The sequence below is a fragment of the Rhizobium sp. AC44/96 genome (assembly GCF_001692185.1).
GTDB lineage: Bacteria > Pseudomonadota > Alphaproteobacteria > Rhizobiales > Rhizobiaceae > Rhizobium.
In genome coordinates this window covers 256,407-272,769 of record NZ_LXKO01000025.1, presented here as the reverse complement: position 1 = coordinate 272,769, position 16,363 = coordinate 256,407, and the positions used below count along the sequence as shown (strand labels likewise).

13 protein-coding genes are annotated in these 16,363 nt (G+C 60.9%); 9 read left to right on the top strand and 4 right to left on the bottom strand.

The annotated features are described in order from the left end of the window. The first annotated feature begins 117 nt into the window (after nucleotides 1-117). The 8 genes from A6U87_RS18815 to A6U87_RS18780 all read left to right on the top strand — a co-directional run bounded on the left by A6U87_RS18815 (nucleotide 118) and on the right by A6U87_RS18780 (nucleotide 8,832). Nucleotides 118-1,155 (top strand): substrate-binding domain-containing protein, encoded by a 1,038-nt coding sequence (locus tag A6U87_RS18815; RefSeq protein ID WP_065692807.1) that lies wholly within the window; start codon nucleotides 118-120, stop codon nucleotides 1,153-1,155. 11 nt (nucleotides 1,156-1,166) lie between these two features. Further along, the gene (locus A6U87_RS18810; protein ID WP_065692806.1) at nucleotides 1,167-2,420 is read left to right on the top strand and encodes a glycerate kinase; all 1,254 of its coding nucleotides are present in this window, start codon (nucleotides 1,167-1,169) and stop codon (nucleotides 2,418-2,420) included. 259 nt (nucleotides 2,421-2,679) lie between these two features. Next, nucleotides 2,680-3,714 carry a Gfo/Idh/MocA family protein gene (locus tag A6U87_RS18805; RefSeq protein WP_083199545.1) on the top strand — a complete coding sequence of 345 codons (1,035 nt, stop codon included), beginning with the start codon at nucleotides 2,680-2,682 and terminating at the stop codon, nucleotides 3,712-3,714. Nucleotides 3,715-3,725: 11 nt separating this feature from the next. Then, a complete protein-coding gene (locus A6U87_RS18800; protein WP_065692805.1) occupies nucleotides 3,726-4,628 on the top strand; it encodes a sugar phosphate isomerase/epimerase in 903 nt (300 codons plus the stop codon). A gap of 66 nt (nucleotides 4,629-4,694) precedes the next feature. Continuing rightward, a complete protein-coding gene (locus A6U87_RS18795; RefSeq protein WP_065692804.1) occupies nucleotides 4,695-5,927 on the top strand; it encodes a sugar ABC transporter substrate-binding protein in 1,233 nt (410 codons plus the stop codon). Nucleotides 5,928-6,038: 111 nt separating this feature from the next. Further along, the gene (locus A6U87_RS18790; protein ID WP_065692803.1) at nucleotides 6,039-6,941 is read left to right on the top strand and encodes a carbohydrate ABC transporter permease; all 903 of its coding nucleotides are present in this window, start codon (nucleotides 6,039-6,041) and stop codon (nucleotides 6,939-6,941) included. Next, nucleotides 6,938-7,765, top strand: a complete 828-nt coding sequence (locus tag A6U87_RS18785) for a carbohydrate ABC transporter permease (RefSeq protein ID WP_065692802.1) — start codon at nucleotides 6,938-6,940, stop codon at nucleotides 7,763-7,765. The genes A6U87_RS18790 and A6U87_RS18785 overlap by 4 nt, the downstream gene beginning before the upstream one ends. After that, nucleotides 7,762-8,832 carry an ABC transporter ATP-binding protein gene (locus tag A6U87_RS18780; protein WP_065692801.1) on the top strand — a complete coding sequence of 357 codons (1,071 nt, stop codon included), beginning with the start codon at nucleotides 7,762-7,764 and terminating at the stop codon, nucleotides 8,830-8,832. The genes A6U87_RS18785 and A6U87_RS18780 overlap by 4 nt, the downstream gene beginning before the upstream one ends. Nucleotides 8,833-8,880: 48 nt before the next feature. On the opposite strand, the gene A6U87_RS18775 is transcribed toward A6U87_RS18780, so the two are convergent. The 3 genes from A6U87_RS18775 to A6U87_RS18765 are packed head-to-tail and all read right to left on the bottom strand — an operon-like array spanning nucleotide 8,881 to nucleotide 13,673. Next, the gene (locus A6U87_RS18775) at nucleotides 8,881-9,912 is read right to left on the bottom strand and encodes an aldo/keto reductase (RefSeq protein WP_065692800.1); all 1,032 of its coding nucleotides are present in this window, start codon (nucleotides 9,910-9,912) and stop codon (nucleotides 8,881-8,883) included. A 42-nt stretch (nucleotides 9,913-9,954) separates the two neighbouring features. Further along, nucleotides 9,955-11,853, bottom strand: coding sequence for an ABC transporter ATP-binding protein (locus tag A6U87_RS18770; protein WP_065692799.1), 1,899 nt, complete (start codon nucleotides 11,851-11,853; stop codon nucleotides 9,955-9,957). Between the two features lie 11 nt (nucleotides 11,854-11,864). Then, nucleotides 11,865-13,673 carry an ABC transporter ATP-binding protein gene (locus A6U87_RS18765; protein ID WP_065692798.1) on the bottom strand — a complete coding sequence of 603 codons (1,809 nt, stop codon included), beginning with the start codon at nucleotides 13,671-13,673 and terminating at the stop codon, nucleotides 11,865-11,867. Between the two features lie 497 nt (nucleotides 13,674-14,170). Here A6U87_RS18765 and A6U87_RS18760 point away from each other — a divergent pair, with 497 nt between their 5' ends. Then, on the top strand, nucleotides 14,171-15,577 hold the full coding sequence (locus A6U87_RS18760; RefSeq protein WP_065692797.1) for an FAD/NAD(P)-binding protein: 1,407 nt from the start codon (nucleotides 14,171-14,173) through the stop codon (nucleotides 15,575-15,577). Here A6U87_RS18760 and A6U87_RS18755 read toward each other — a convergent pair whose 3' ends face one another. Further along, the gene (locus A6U87_RS18755; protein WP_065692796.1) at nucleotides 15,578-16,333 is read right to left on the bottom strand and encodes an SURF1 family protein; all 756 of its coding nucleotides are present in this window, start codon (nucleotides 16,331-16,333) and stop codon (nucleotides 15,578-15,580) included. Nucleotides 16,334-16,363 lie beyond the last annotated feature (30 nt).

Below are 16,363 nucleotides of genomic sequence, written 5' to 3'. Positions count from 1 at the left end.
TCTGCCATCTGGACCCACAACGACCTCGCCACACACGCTAAACGCTTTCCGGAAACGTTTTGATGTGGCAAGTAGTAGGGATAAGGCTATTGCAATCGAGGAGGAAGATTGCCGCAGATGAGGGGAATTCGCCAACTCGCCAAGCACCTCGATATTTCCATCGGGACAGTTTCGCGCGCGCTGAATGGCAAGCCGGATGTCAACGAGGAGACGCGCAAGCGCGTGCTTGCCGCAGCTGAAGAGCTGGGCTACGTGGCCAACCAATCCGGTCGCAGCCTGCGACAAGGCACGACCAACGCCATCGGCATGATGGTGGAATCCAGCAAGGAAACGGTCGAAAACAGCGACAACTTCTTCCTGGGTGTGACGGGTGGCGTGCAAAGCGTGCTCTCGCGGCACAATCTCGACCTGTTCATGCTGCCGTGCCCCAATGATGAAGACCCATACGAATACATGAAGCGCATGGTTGCGCGGCAGGTTGTCGATGCGATGATCATTTCGGCGACGCAGCGGATCGACAAGCGTATCGACCTACTGGTGAAGGCGCAGATCCCGTTCGTCGCATTGGGCCGCAGTTCGTCAGGCGGCGACTACAATTGGATCGACCTGGACTTCGAGGGCGTGGCGACGAAAGCCGTCGATCGGCTTGTCTCCAAGGGGCACAGGCGCATCGCGGTCGCCGCTCCGTCGAGCGACATCAACCTCGGCTATATCTTTGTCGATGCCTACCGTCGCGCACTGGAGCGACACGGGATCGAATACGACCCCTCTCGAGTGATCCGCGTTCAATCGAGCGAGAATGGCGGCTATCATGCCGCCGAGACGATGCTTCGCCTGGAGGACCGGCCAACGGCGATCATCCTGATCTACGAACTGATGGCCATCGGCTTCTACCGGCGCATGGTGGAGGAAGGGATCTTTCCCGGGCGGGACGTGGCCGTCATCGGTTTCCGTGAGGAACCGCGTGCCAAGTTTCTTCAGCCCAGTCTGACCCGCTTTCGCATGTCGCTCGCCGATCTCGGGGTCGAACTTGCCGAAACACTTCTCGCGACCATGCCGGCCTATGCCGCGCACTATCCGGCAAGTGCCCGCAATACCATCTGGCCGCTCGAACTCGTTCCCGGCGAAAGCGACGCGTTCATACTCAAAGCGTGAAAGTTCTGCCCATGCAGCCCCGCGATCTCTTGAAGAGCATGTTTTCGGCCGCAGTCCAGGCAGCCGATCCCCTGACCGGGATAAAGGCTCACCTTCCCGCAAAGCCACAGGGAAAAACCGTCGTCATTGGTGCCGGCAAGGGCGCGGCGCAGATGGCCGGGGCACTCGAGACCGTCTGGGACGGCCCCATCGAGGGGATTGTGGTGACGCGATACGGCTATGGTTGTGAGACGAAACACATAAAAATCATCGAGGCGTCGCACCCGGTTCCCGACGACGCAGGGCTGGTCGCCGCCCGGCGCCTGGTCGCTGCCGTCAGTGACCTTACCGCCGACGACCTCGTCATTGCCTTGATCTGCGGTGGCGGCTCGGCGCTACTGCCCGCACCCCCAGAGGGTATGACGCTGGAGGACGAGATCGCGGTCAACGAGGCGCTCCTCGCCTCCGGCGCGCCGATCTCGAGTATGAATGTCGTGCGAAAACATCTGTCCACCATCAAGGGTGGGCGGCTCGCCGCGGCAACCAAGGCCCGCGTCGTCAGCCTCATTGTGTCCGACATTCCGGGCGACAATCCCGCCTATGTCGCATCGGGCCCGACGGTGCCGGACGGCTCGACCCGCCACGACGCGCTGGCGATCGTCAACCAGTACAAGCTCGCCCTGCCGCAAGCGGCCGTCGCGCATCTGTCATCGCCAGCGGCGAATGCTCCGCGTCCCGATGACCCTCGCTTTATCCGAAACGAGCACCACGTCATCGCCTCTGCCAGTGTCTCGCTCGAAGCGGCTGCCGCAGTCGCGCGATCGCACGGCATAACGCCCGCCATCCTGTCCGATTCGATCGAGGGCGAGGCGCGCGATGTCGCGCTGGTTCATGCCGCGATCGCCAGGGAAGTCCTCGGCAAGGACAGGCCATTTGCAAAGCCCGCCGTCATCCTGTCTGGTGGAGAAACGACGGTCACCCTGCGAGGCAAGGGGGGCAGGGGAGGCCGCAACGGAGAGTTTGCGCTTGCCATGGCCCTGGCGATCGATGGGCACGATCTCCACCTCCTCGCTGCCGATACCGACGGCATTGACGGCTCCGAAGATAATGCGGGCGCGTTCGCGGACGGGCAGACCGTCACGCGTCTTCGCGACGCTGGCCTTGATCCCAGACGCCTACTTGATGGCAACGACAGCTATAGCGGCTTTGCGGCGATCGGTGATCTTTTCGAGACCGGTCCGACGGGCACCAACGTCAACGACTTCCGCGCCATATTGATCGTCTGACCTCCTCAGTTGTCGATTCCGGCTTGGCGCGCCCGCCTATGTGAGAAGTGCGCCATTCTCGACTTCAATCGCGCCTATATTTTTTCATGCTGCGCTGCGATAACACCCAGCCTAAATGCCCGCATTTCCACGTGTTTTCCGCAGCATTCATGCCGCCATATCGCACTATTGACATCAAGAAACGTTTCCGCTTAGTATCGTAAACGTTTACGGGACACGTTTCGGGAGGAAAACCGGAAACTGTCCACCGGAGGAAATCGTGACATTGAATGCCGTTCTCTGCGGTTGCGGAGCCATGTCCAAGGGCTGGTTGCGCGCCATCAAGGAAACCCCGGCTCTCGCAGCCGAAATCGAGGTCAAGGGCCTCGTTGACGTCAACCCGGCGGCAGCTGACAAGCTTGCCGAGGAATTCGGACTGACCGATGCCGTGATCGGCACCGACCTTGCCGACGTCATTGCCAAATCCAAGGCCGATATCGTCTTCGACGTGGTCATCCCGACCGCGCGCTTCAACGTCGTTTCGACCGCGCTGAAGGCGGGTTGCCATGTGCTCAGCGAAAAGCCGATGGCCACATCGCTCGCCGATGGCGCCGCGCTGATCGACCTTGCTGCCGAGACCGGCAAGATCCACGCGATCATCCAGAACCGCCGCTTCATCTCCGGCGTGCGCCGCATGCGCCGCTTCGTCGAGAGCGGTGCGATCGGTGACATCACCGCCATCCATTGCGACTTCTTCCTCGCGCCGCATTTCGGCGGTTTCCGCGAGGAGATGCAGAATGTGCTGCTGCTCGATATGGCGATCCACACCTTCGACGCGGCTCGCTACGTCGCCGACAAGAAGCCGCTTGCGGTCTACTGCGTCGAGCGCAATCCGAAGGGGTCGTGGTACCAGCATGGTGCATCGGCCAACGCGACCTTCGAATTTGCCGACGACGTGGTCTTCACCTACCGCGGCTCCTGGTGCGCCGAAGGCGAGCGCACGAGCTGGGAGAGCCAATGGCGTCTCGTCGGCTCCAAGGGAATGCTAAGCTGGGACGGTGAAGAGACCTTCCGCGCTGCCGTTGCTGGCACGGAACCGGGCCTGTTGCACGGCTTCACGCCAGTTGACGTTCCGGCACCCGCACATGATGAAGAGACGCACGGCCATGCCAGCGTCATTGCCGACTTCGTGGCAGCTATCAAGACCGGCAAGACGCCGGAAACCGTCAGTTCAGACAACATCCGAAGCCTGGCCATGGTCTTCGGCGCGATCGAAAGCGCCAAGACCGGCAAGCGCATCGAAATTTCAGCATAAGGATCGAGATTGTGAGCAACCCCGCCAAGTCCATTCGTGTCGGCACCATGGTCAGCGCCTCCAAGGGCGGCGCCGATAAGCGCATCGGCCAGATCGCCGACCTGGGCTTTGAAAGCTTCGAACCCTTCTTCTGGCAGACCACCAACGGCCAGGATCTCGCAGAGCTCGGCAAGCGTTCGCTTGAGGCGATCGGTGATCGCGACATCACCATTTCCACGCTCGGCATGTTCGGCAATCCGCTGGAGACCACGGCAATCGATCTGGACACGCTGCAGGGCTGGAAAGACTGCATCGACAACGCGCATCACTTCGGCGCCACCTGCGTGGCCGGCTTTACCGGCCGTATCCGCAACAAGCCGCTGACGGACAGCCTGCCGCGCTACAAGGAAATCTGGAGCGAGCTTGCCAAGCGCGCTGCCGACAAGGGCGTGAAGATCGCCTTCGAGAACTGCGCGATGGACGGCAACTGGGCAACCGGCGACTGGAACATCGCTCACAACCCCGACGCCTGGGAACTGATGTTCAACGAGACGCCGGATGACAATATCGGCATCGAGTGGGAACCCTGCCACCAGATGGTCTATCTGATCGACCCGCTGCCGCAGATCCGCAAATGGGCGTCGAAGATTTTCCACGTCCATGGCAAGGACGCGACGATCCGCTGGGATGTCATCAAGGAGCATGGCATCTTCGGCAAGGAAAAGTTCGTTTTCATGCGGACCCCGGGCTTCGGCGACAGCAACTGGACCGACATCATTTCCGAACTGCGCCTTGCCGGCTGGTCCGGTTCCATCGACATCGAGGGCTGGCATGATCCGGTCTACCGCGATGCGCTTGAAATGACCGGTCAGGTTCATGCACTGAATTACTTGAAGCATGCCCGGGGCGGCGATTTCGTCGTCGATCCGGTCTGATAGTATCGCGGCCGGCGAGGAGGAATCGCCGGCCTTCGACAGGGATAACCACAAAGGAGGAGAACTATGGGTATCCGCAAGTTTGCAATGATCGGCGCCTTGGCGCTCGCAGGCGTCTCGCTCTTCGGTCTCGCAGCGAGGGCCGAAGACGTCACCTTGACCGTCTGGTCGCTGGACAAGGACATCCAGCCAGCACCGAACCTCGTCAAGGAATTCAATGCCCAGAACAACGGCATCAAGATCGAATACCGCCTGATCCAGTTCGATGACGTCGTCACTGAAGCGATGCGCGCCTATGCCACTGGCCAGGCTCCCGACATCATCGCGGTCGACAATCCTGAACACGCGCTGTTTTCGTCGCGCGGCGCCTTCCTCGACCTGACGGACATGATCAAGGCATCGTCGGTCATCAAGCCTGAAAACTACTTCCCCGGCCCGCTGAAGTCGGTCGAGTGGGACGGCAAGTACTACGGCATCCCGAAGGCGACCAACACGATCGCCCTCTACTATAACAAGGACATGTTCAAGGCGAAGGGTCTCGACCCGAACAAGCCGCCGCAGACCTGGGACGAACTCGTCGAGGATGCGCGCAAGCTGACGGATCCTGCCAAGAACGTCTACGGCCTAGCCTTCTCTGCCAAGGCGAACGAAGAAGGCACCTTCCAGTTCCTTCCCTGGGCGCAGATGGGCGGCGGCGGCTATGAGCACATCAACTCCGATGGTGCAGTCAAGGCGCTGACAACCTGGAAGACCATCATGGACGAGAAGCTTGCCTCCCCGGATACGCTGACCCGCGGTCAGTGGGATTCGACCGGCACCTTCAACTCCGGCAATGCCGCGATGGCCATCTCCGGTCCGTGGGAACTCGACCGCATGATGAAAGAAGCCAAGTTTGATTGGGGCGTCGCCCTGCTTCCGGTTCCGCACGAAGGCGCAGAACGCTCGTCGGCAATGGGTGATTTCAACTGGGCGATCTTCTCCAGCACCAAGCACCCGGCGGAAGCCTTCAAGGCGCTCGAGTTCTTCGCCTCGCAGGACGACAAGATGTTCAAGAACTTTGGCCAGCTGCCGGCCCGTTCCGACATCACCATCCCGGCGACCGGCGAAAAGCTTAAGGACGAGGCGCTGCAGGTGTTCATCGAACAGCTGAAGTACGCCAAGCCGCGTGGTCCGCATCCGCAGTGGCCGAAGATCTCCAAGGCAATCCAGGACGCTATTCAGGCTGCCCTGACCGGCCAGATGAGCCCGAAGGACGCGCTCGATCAGGCTGCTGACAAGATCAAGGCCGTGCTCGGCTAATCTCTCCCCGCATAACCGGATGGCCCTTGGGCCATCCCACCATTTCCTCCCGGCAGGGGCTGTCTTGAAGCGAGAGCGCAGGGCAGCCCCGTTCGGAGTATCGGAGGACCGATGAAAAGGATTCTTTCCAGCGTCAGGGACGGCCGCGGTTTCGACATCGCGCTTGTTACCTTTCCACTCCTGTTTCTCTTCGTGATGGCAGGTCTGCCGCTCATCTACAACGTCGTGATGAGCTTCCAGGAGGTTGACATGTTCAGCCTTGGAACCTTCTCGCGTCCCTTCGTCGGCTTTAGAAATTATACCGACCTTTTCGCACAGCCTGAAACCTGGCCGATCTTCCGCAACACGGTGATCTTCGTCGTCGGTTCGATTGCAGGCCAGTTCCTGATCGGCTTTGGTCTTGCGCTGTTCTTCTGGGTCAATTTTCCAGGCGCCTCATGGCTGCGCGGCCTGTTCCTGGTGTCCTGGGTCATGCCCGGCCTCGTCGTCGGCGCCATCTGGAACTGGATCCTGTCGGGCGACTTTGGTGTCCTCAACTTCATCCTGAAGGAGAGCGGCATCATCAGCAGCAACATCTTCTGGCGCTCGGATCCGCATTTCTCGCTCTATGCCGTCATTATCGCAAACGTCTGGCTCGGCACGGCCTTCAACATGATCCTGCTCTCGGTCGGCCTGTCCGGCATCCCGGGCGATCTGTATGAAGCGGCAGAACTCGACGGTGCCAACGCATGGCAGCGCTTCTGGACGATCACGCTGCCGATGATGCGCTCGACCATCGGTGCCATCGTCGCCCTCGGCCTGATCTTCACGCTTCAGCAGTTCGACCTATTCGCCGCGATTACCTCGGGCGGGCCGAACAACTCATCCAACGTCACGCAATACTGGGCCTGGGATTTGTCTTTCCGCCAATATGATTTCGCCAAGGGTGCGACGATCTCCGTCATCATGATCGTCTTCGTCATGTTCGCCTCGGTCGTCTATGTCCGTTCGACACGCCATGAGGTGCGCGGATGACCGAGACGACACGCAATCGCCTGATGCTTGTGATCGCCATCATCATGGCGGCGGTCTACCTCTTCCCGCTCTACTGGATGTACATCACGGCCCTGAAGAGCGGTTCGGAGATGTTTGCGACGCCGCCGAGCTTCTGGCCGAACCAGCCGCAGTGGGGTACCTACGGCGAAGTCTGGGAAAGCCGCGGCATGGCTCGCTACATGTGGAACTCCCTGGTCATCGCGATCGGCTCGGTGACGCTCATTACCGTTCTCGGCGTCGGCTGCGCCTACGTGCTGGCGCGCTATCGGAATGTCTGGGTGGATATCGGCCTGTTCCTGATCCTTATGCTGCAGGTCCTGCCGGCGTCACTCATGGTCACGCCTATCTTCGTGGGCTTCTCGCAGTTCGGCATGCTGAACTATCCGCGCATCGCCGTCATCATCGCGATCGCGGCAAAGAGTATGCCCTTCTTCGTCGTCCTCGTTCGCGCCACCTTCATGGCGGTGCCAATGGAACTCGAGGAAGCAGCCCTGGTCGACGGCAACTCTCGCGTCGGCGCCTTCTTCAGCATCGTGCTGCCGCTTGCCCGAAACGGCATCCTCGTCAGCGCCATCCTCATCTTCATGCAGGCCTTCGGCGAATTCGTCTATTCGAAGTCGATGATCCAGGCGGCCGAGCTTCAGCCGGCGAGCGTCGGTCTCAATTCCTTCATGGGACCGAATACCAACGAGTGGAACAACATCATGGCCTACGCCACGATGTACGTGACACCGATCCTTGCCATCTTCGTTCTCTTGCAGCGCCGCATCGTATCCGGCCTCACCTCTGGAGCCCTCAAATGACCAATCAGATCGAGCTCAGCGGCGTTAACAAGCACTACGGCGCCTTCCATGCTCTCAAGAACATCAACCTCTCCATCGCCAAGGGCACGTTCGTCGCTCTCGTCGGACCGTCAGGCTGTGGCAAGTCCACCCTGCTGCGCTCTCTCGCAGGCCTTGAAAGCATTTCCGCAGGCGAGCTGAAGATTGCAGGCGAACTGATGACCAACGTGCCGCCGCGCAAGCGCGACGTCGCCATGGTCTTCCAGTCCTATGCCCTTTACCCGCACATGACGGTCGAGCAGAACCTGACCTACAGCCTGCGCATCCGCGGTGTCGCCAAGGCGGAAGCCAAGAAGGCAGCGGAAGAGGTCGCGGCGACCACCGGCCTGTCGCACCTGTTGAAGCGCTACCCGCGCGAACTCTCGGGCGGCCAGCGCCAGCGTGTCGCCATGAGCCGTGCCATCATCCGTCATCCCAAGGCGTTTCTCTTCGATGAGCCGCTGTCGAACCTCGACGCCGCCCTGCGTGTCCACATGCGCAAGGAAATCCGCGCCCTGCACGACCGCCTGAATGCAACCTCGGTCTACGTCACCCATGACCAGATCGAGGCCATGACCATGGCCGATCACGTCGTCGTCATGCGCGAAGGCATCATCGAGCAGCAGGGCCGCCCGCTTGATCTTTATGACACGCCCGCCAACAAGTTCGTCGCCGGCTTCATCGGCTCGCCGGCCATGAATTTCATTCCGGCGGTTGTTGCCGAAGATGGTAGCAGCGTCACGATCGATCTCGGCACGGTAAAACACACCTTGTCGGTCGATCACCAGCTGCAGCCGGGTCGCAAGGTCACGCTCGGCGTTCGCCCGGAGCACATCACCATCACCTCGCCGGGGCAGGGGACATTCGATGTTCCGGTCGGCGTCGTGGAATCGACTGGATCCTCGACCTTTGTGACGGCGGAAACGACCCCCGAATTGACGATCGTCGAGACCGGGCGCGGCAATGCGCGCGCCGGCGAGACCATCGGGATCAGCGTCAATGCCGCCCAGCTCCATCTCTTCGACGAGACGAGCGGCATCCGCATCTAGTGTAAAGCGAGCGGCGGCTCCTAAACCGGGCCGCCGCATTGCAAGAGCTCAGCGTCCGCCTTCGATTTTCCGGTGGCGCTGATTGATGCCCCCCGCGCCATAAGGGTAGTCAAAGGGATGTGGCGCGCTGATGTCCGTGAGTTTCGACATTTCCTCCTCGGAAAGCGCAAGCTTGCCGGCGCCGAGGTTGTCTGCCAGCTGCTCCGTCGTGCGCGCGCCCAGGATAACCGACGTGACAGCCGGGCGAGCCAGCGTCCACGCAAGCGCCACCTGCGCCATGCTGACGCCGCGTGACTCGGCGATCTCTTCCACCGCTTCGATGATCGCCCAGGTCCGCTCCTGCGCATTGCGCTGGGCATAGGATTCCATACCGCGGCTGGGATTTTCGCCGAGACGCGTCGCTCCCTTCGGCATCTGGTCGCGCTTGTATTTTCCGGTCAGCCAGCCGCCGCCCAGAGGCGACCACGGCAAGAGTCCCATTCTGGCATCCTGGCAAGCAGCCACAATCTCCAGCTCGATATCGCGTACGAGCAAGCTGTATTGCGGCTGCAAGGTCACGGGGCGTGTATAATTCCGCGCCTTGGCAATCTCGACTGCCTTGGCGATATGCCAACCGACGTAGTTGGAGAAGCCGTAATAGCCGATCTTTCCTGCCGAGACCGCGTCATCGAGGAAGCGCAACGTTTCCTCGATCGGGGTTAGCGCATCCCAGGCATGCATCTGATAGAGATCGATGTGATCGACACCGAGCCGCTTCAGCGAGTCATCGAGCGCCTGGTTGAGATGCCGCCGCGACAGACCGATATCGTTGGGTCCCGACCCCATCGGAAACCGCCCCTTGGTGGCGATCACCGCCTGTCGCGCCTCCGTCGGACGCGCCTTCAGCCAGCGGCCGATGATCTCCTCCGATACACCGGCGCTATAAACGTCGGCGGTATCGATGAAATTGCCGCCCCAGGCGAAATAGGCGTCGAGGATCTTATGCGAGTCCTCTTCGCTTGCCTCCGCGCCAAATGTCATCGTGCCCAGGCAAAACGACGTAACCACTGCCCCGCTGGGGCCGAGCTTGCGATAATCCATGAAACATCCTCCTAGCTTGCGACCATCCCTCAACGCTGAGCGTCAGGTCGCGGATCCACTCGTCGTCGTTTCCTCCAGAACCTCATCCGGAATATCGTCGAACGAAGCGTAATTGAGATGGTAAAGGCGGGAATAGAGCTTGCGGTTCGTCATCAGCTGCTGATGGTTGCCGCTCTCGATCAGTTCCCCATTCTGCAGCACGATGATGCGATCGGCCTCGCGGATCGTCGCCAGCCGGTGGGCAATCACCAGGCCGGTGCGATTTTCCAGGAGCTTCACCAGTGCTTTCTGGATCAGCATCTCGGTATAGCTATCGATATTGGCGGTTGCTTCGTCCAACACCAGGATCTTTGCGTCGGCCACCAGCGCGCGAGCAAAGGACAGCAACTGTCTCTGCCCGAGCGAGAGATTGCCGCCGCGCTCTCCAAGCATGCTGTCATAGCCCTCCGGCAAGCGCATGATGAACTCATGCGCGCCCACCGCCTTGGCGGCCTCGATCACCTGCTCGCGCGTTGCGTCGAGCTTGTGATAGCGGATGTTCTCGAACACGGTGCCAGTGAACAGGAAGGGTTCCTGCAGCACCATGGCGATCTGGTCACCAAGTGAATCCTGCGTCAGCCTACGAACGTCGTGGCCACCAACCAAAACCTGTCCCTGCTGAACATCATAGAAGCGGTGGATCAGCGACATGCAGCTCGACTTGCCGGAACCGGTCGGGCCGACAAGAGCCACGGTTTCCCCCGGCTTGACCTTGAAGCTGACGTGCTTCAGCACCGGGTGCTGCGGATTGTAGCCGAAGACCACATCCTTGAATTCGACCGACCCATCCATGTCCTTCGAGAGCGTGACGGCGTCGGGCGCATCCTTGATGTTCACCGGAACATCGAGCACCTCGGTCAGCCGCTGGCCGGACGCCATTGCGCGCTGCATCACGGAGTACTGCAGTGTCAGCGAACGGATCGGGTCGAAGAAGCGCTGAATGTAGAACAGGAAGGCAACGAGGACACCGACGTCGAGCGCCTGATTGAGCACACGGGCCCCGCCAACGACGATAACCAGCGCCATGGCGATGCCCGTGAGGGAATCGACGATCGGAACCATCACCTGCGCATAGCGCGCCGCCGTCAGATGGGTCTGAAGATTGGCCTTCGCCTTGTCATCGTAGAGCGTGAAGTTGATCCGCTGCCGGTCCATTCCCTGCACTGCACGCACGCCATGGATCGCTTCGGCCAAGGCACCGTTCGCAACCGAGTTCGTCTCGTGCGCCGCCATGAAGGACTTTCGCGCCAGTGGTAGCCAGAAGAGGCGCACGATGAACAGGATCGGCAAGGCCGAAAGGGTCAGCAGACCGAGCTTGAAATCCAGGGAAAGCATGACGAAGACGATGCCGAACAACAGCGCGATGTCGCCGACCGACAGCACGGACGTCTCAAGGAATTCCTGCATCGAATTGACATCGCCCTGAAGGCGCGACATCAACCGGCCGACTTCGGTCTTGTCCATGAAGGAGAGCGACACCCGCTGGAGATGCGAAAACATCGCCTTGCGCATGTCGAACAGAACGTTTTCCGCGACACCCCCGACCAGCGTTTCCTGCGCGTAGCTGGCCGCGTAGTTGATAAGAATGGCGACGAGGAAAAGGATGATGGACCAGGTCAGCGCCGCATGGCTCCCACCGCGCTGCATGCCATGGTCGATGGCATAGCGAATGATCAACGGGATCAGAAGCTGCATCGCGGTAAAAGTCAGCACCGCCACCACCGACCACATGATCTGGCGCTTATAGGGATGAACGAATGCCCATATGCGTTTGATAATGTTGCCATCAAAGGCCTTGCCGAACATCTCCTCCTCGATGCGCTGCGAGCCGACGACCGCGCGCGGCGGGCGGCGTCCATCGTCGCGAACGTCGGAGCGTTCGGTCTCAAGTTCCTCGGCCATTCCATTCCTCCCTAGGCGCTGAGGGCGTCGTCGCCCGGTCGCACCTGCAGATCATAAAGTGCCTTGTACCGCCCCCCAGCGGCCAAAAGCTGTTCGTGGGTGCCGCGCTCGACGATCTCGCCGTTCTCGAAGAAGAAGATCTGGTCGGCGTGCATCAGCGAGCTCAGGCGATGAGCGACGATTATGGTGACGCGGTCGGCCGCGTATTTGCGCATGGCGGCGCGAATGCGCTGCTCCGTCGCGGCATCGATGGCCGCGGTCGAATCGTCGAACACCATGACGGCCGGCTTCAACATCAACGCGCGCGCTATCGACAGGCGTTGACGCTGGCCGCCGGACAGCGACACGCCGCGCTCGCCGACGACAGTGCCGTAGCCCGTCGGCAGGCCGAGGACGTAGTTGTGAAGCTGCGCGCTTTCGCTGGCGCGCTCGATCCGCCCCTCCTTCGCCCATGGGTCGCCGTAGGCAATGTTGTTCTCGATCGTCGTCGTGAACAGGAAGGAATCCTGCTGGACGACGGCAATCGCCCGACGCAGCGACTGGAGTGTCGCCTTGCGAATGTCCTGGCCATCGAGGGTGATCCGGCCAGCCGTTACGTCATAAAAGCGCGGAATGAGATGCGCGAGCGTCGATTTCCCGCTCCCCGGAGGACCGACGATACCGATCGTCTGGCCGCGCTTTGCTTCGAACGAAATGCCGCGAAGCACGTCGTGGGTGGGCGAGCTCGGATAGGCAAATCCGACGTTTTCGAAGCGCAACGTGCCTTCGGTCAGCGCCAATTCCTTTGCGCCGGGTTCGTCGCGGACCGCAATCTCAAGATCGAGCAGATTGAACAGCCGGGTACCGCAGGTGGATGCGCGGGCAAAGGCGTTGACCATCAGGCCGAGCTGGCGCACCGGCATCTGCAGGATCGTCATGAAGGTCAGGAACGAGGCAAGCGTGCCGACCGTAATCTGCCCCGACATCACCTTTCCGCCGCCGACCCATAGCACCAACCCCATGGCTGCAAAGAACGAGAAGGTCATGGCACTGGTGTTGACCACGCGGATGCCGACGCGCTGGTGGGCGAGCGTCAACGCGTTCTTAGAAGCCGCTTCGAACTTCATCATTTCATAGGCCTGCGCCGCAAAGGCGCGCACGACGCGGATGCCGCCAAGGTTTTCTTCCATGATGCGGGTCAGCACCGAGAGCCGTTCCTGCAGATCGAGCCAGGTCGCGCGCAACCGAAGCTGCGTTATCGAGGAGCGCCAGGCGACGAAAGGCACGAAACTCAAGGCAAGCAGGCCCAGCACCACGTCGGTCGACAAGAGCATATAGGCGCCGATACCGATCAGCATGGTGAGCAAAATCATGCGGACCAGCGCGGTGGAGAAGTACATGCGCACGCCTTCCAGGTCGAGCAGCCCCACCGTAATCAGGTCGCCGGAGTGGACGCTGTCGTGGAAGCTGAAGGAAAGGCGCTGGATTTTCTCGTAACAGGCAAGGCGCAGCTCATAGCCCATATGGTGGCCGACGCTCTCGCTGTAGTAGTTCTGGACCATCGTGAACAGGCCGCGTAGCACGCTTGCACCAAGCAGCAGCAATGCCGTCGTCAAGAGTGCGTCCTGGGCGATCTGCCCAGCCGCGCCGCCTTCCATGGCGACCTGCGTGTTGTCCACGGCGCGTCCGAGCAGGCGGGGGATCATCAGCTGGAAGGTGGATGCGATAAGGGTCGCGCCGATGGCGAGACCTGATTGCCAAGGGTGGCGAAAAGCCATGACCGTGATGCGGACAAGCGTATAGAGGCCTTTGCCCCAGCCTGCCGCAGTCGCTTTCGCCATCGAAGCCGAAGGCTTCGTCACGCGTGTTAAAGCATCGCTGCTCACAGTATGATTCCAAAACAGAGGTGTGGTCGGACGCTGACCTGAACGGCAGTAGATCCATGGACCAATTGGTTAGCGCACTTACTTTTGACGATTCGAATCGGGCATTCAAGTAAACAATTCACCAGTTGGTTATTTTATCGTGAGTGTGTCGCGCCGATGCCTGAGCGAACGAGTATGCGGCGGCTCCCGAGCCCCCGGCTACAAGGGTCGGAAGCGTCCCTCCGAACAAAAGCCTTGCCAACCCGCCGATTTCGAGCTTTCATACACTACCATTTCAATAGACTTTGCGTCGATTGAACTGCCGCCAATAGGTTGAGCGTTGGCTGACAAGGCTCCGACAGTGCCAAGCGGCAGGATGCGCTAAGGCGCCGGAAGACTTTCTCGACGCGTGAATGGCGACGCGTTGAACCCATGATCGAGACACGATGCGGATGAGCCGCAGGGGAGTTGAGATGACGGTTCAGGGACTTTTTTCTACCAGGTCGAAAGCGGCGGGACGCATCAGTTCCCTACCGCGCATTGCCATCGTCGGTCGCGGCTTTTCGGGAATGATGGCGGCCATCGCATTGATGAAGTCGGTGCGCACGCCATTTCACCTGCAGCTGTTCGATCCCAATTCGTCGGTCAGCGGCGGCGAGGCGCTGGCATCGACCCGGTCCTCCACCATCCTCAACACCCGTGTGCGCGATCTGTCGGTGGCCACAGGAAATGCCGATGATTTCAACGATTGGCTCTGTACCAACGCGGAATTCCGGGCTGCAGTGCCTGCCGCGATCCCGGGCTTCCGCCAGATATTCGTGCCCAAGCAGCTTTTCAGCGATTACGTCTATCGACGCTTTGCCGATGCACTGTCGGCCCGCAAGGACATTACCGTCCAGGTCTGCCACGAGCCTGTCGTAGCCATCCGCAGGAGCCACGGCGACCGGTTTCTCCTCGAAAGCGCAAACCCTGCAAATCCCCTGTTCGACACTGTGATCCTTGCGACCGGCTACGGCCTTCCGGCCAACGACATACCTGAGCCCGAGCCATCGCCCATCAGGGCCCAGCGTCTTGTTGCCCGGCCGCACACCGTGCTTTGCGGCAGCGGCATCCGGGTCGTCGATCAATTGCTGCAGTTGCGCGATGCCGGCTATACCGGGCAGATCACCATCATTTCGAAGCACGGCTTCCTGCCGCAGAGCCACACGCCCAACTCGGCCGATCCGGTCTTTCCCGCGGACGAGCTGCCGCAGGACCTGCCAGATATCGTTCGCTTTATCCGCGCGGCCTGCCGCCGGGCGGAAGAGGATGGGCATAGCTGGCAGGCGGTCATGAATGGCCTGCGCAAACATGCAAGATCACTCTGGCGCTCGCTGCCTGCCAGACAGAAGCACCAGTTCAACCGGCACCTGCGCGCAATTTACGACAGCCACCGCAACCGCCTGCCGGAAGCCATGTATGCGCGGCTGCGCAGCGAACTCGCCGACGGCAATACCGTTCTTCGACGCGGCACCGCGGGCAGAAGAGGACTGAGCGGCATGTTCTTCCGCCCGGCCGGCTCCTCAACGGAGGAGGTCATCCACGCCGAGCGCATCGTCGACTGCCGGTGTCGGGCACCCGACCTGAACTCGCTGCTGATGCGCAGCCTGTTGGCTGAAGGGCTGGCGGCGCGCGATGAGCTTTCACTCGGCCTTGCGGTCAATCAACGTGGCGAACTGTGCCTCGAGGGAGGCTCGATCACGGACGGGATCTTTGCAATCGGCCCACTTGGTCTTGGCAGCCTGCCTGACATCGACCTCGTCCCGGAGATCGTCAGCCAGGCCTACGCCGTTGCCGAAGCGATGGAGAAAAGGTTCTACCCGAGAAGCAAGGTGGTCTGATCAGGTGCGACGCGAGCGTCGTTCGCTGCGAACCACGAAAGCCAGCAGGCCTGCCGCCATGATCGCGAGAATGAACCAGGTGATCGCATAGACGAGGTGGTTGTTCGGGAATGAGGTCTGCGTCAGGCCACCCACCGGCAGACCACCGGGATTGGGCGTTGCATCGGCATCGATGAAATAGGGCGCGACGTCGGAAACATGCCGTTGTTCTGCAATCGCTGCCACATCACGCGCGTACCAGCGGTCATTGGCCGGATCGTTCGACTTGATCAGCGTCCCTTTAGGCTCGGTGATCCGAAGCAGGCCGGTGATCCTGACCGGACCCGAGACCTGGCCTTCAGCGCGCGAAGCCGGATCGCGTTTTTCCGTTGGAACGAAGCCGCGGTTGATCAGGATAGACGTTCCGTCGGCGAGCACCAGCGGCGTCAGGACCCAATAGCCGGGCCCAAGGGTGGTCGACGCGTAGACCAGCGTCTCCTTGTCATGAGCGAAGGTCCCCTGCGCGGCAACGCGGCGATATTCGTCGTCGGCGCGGTTGACCCCGTCCCATTGGGCGCGGGCGGGAGCATCGACGGATTCTGCATGAACTCGCTGGTCGACGCGCGCAATCAACGCCTCTTTCCAGGATAGACGTTCCACCTGCCAATAGCTCAACCCGAGCAAGGCAGCGATCAATAGCGCCATCAGGCCGCAAAACAGTGCCAGGCCGATGATCGAATGCTGTTGTTGTGCTTTTGGGGAGGTGGGATTGGTCATATCCAAAACCGTAGCGGGCGGCGTTTCCGC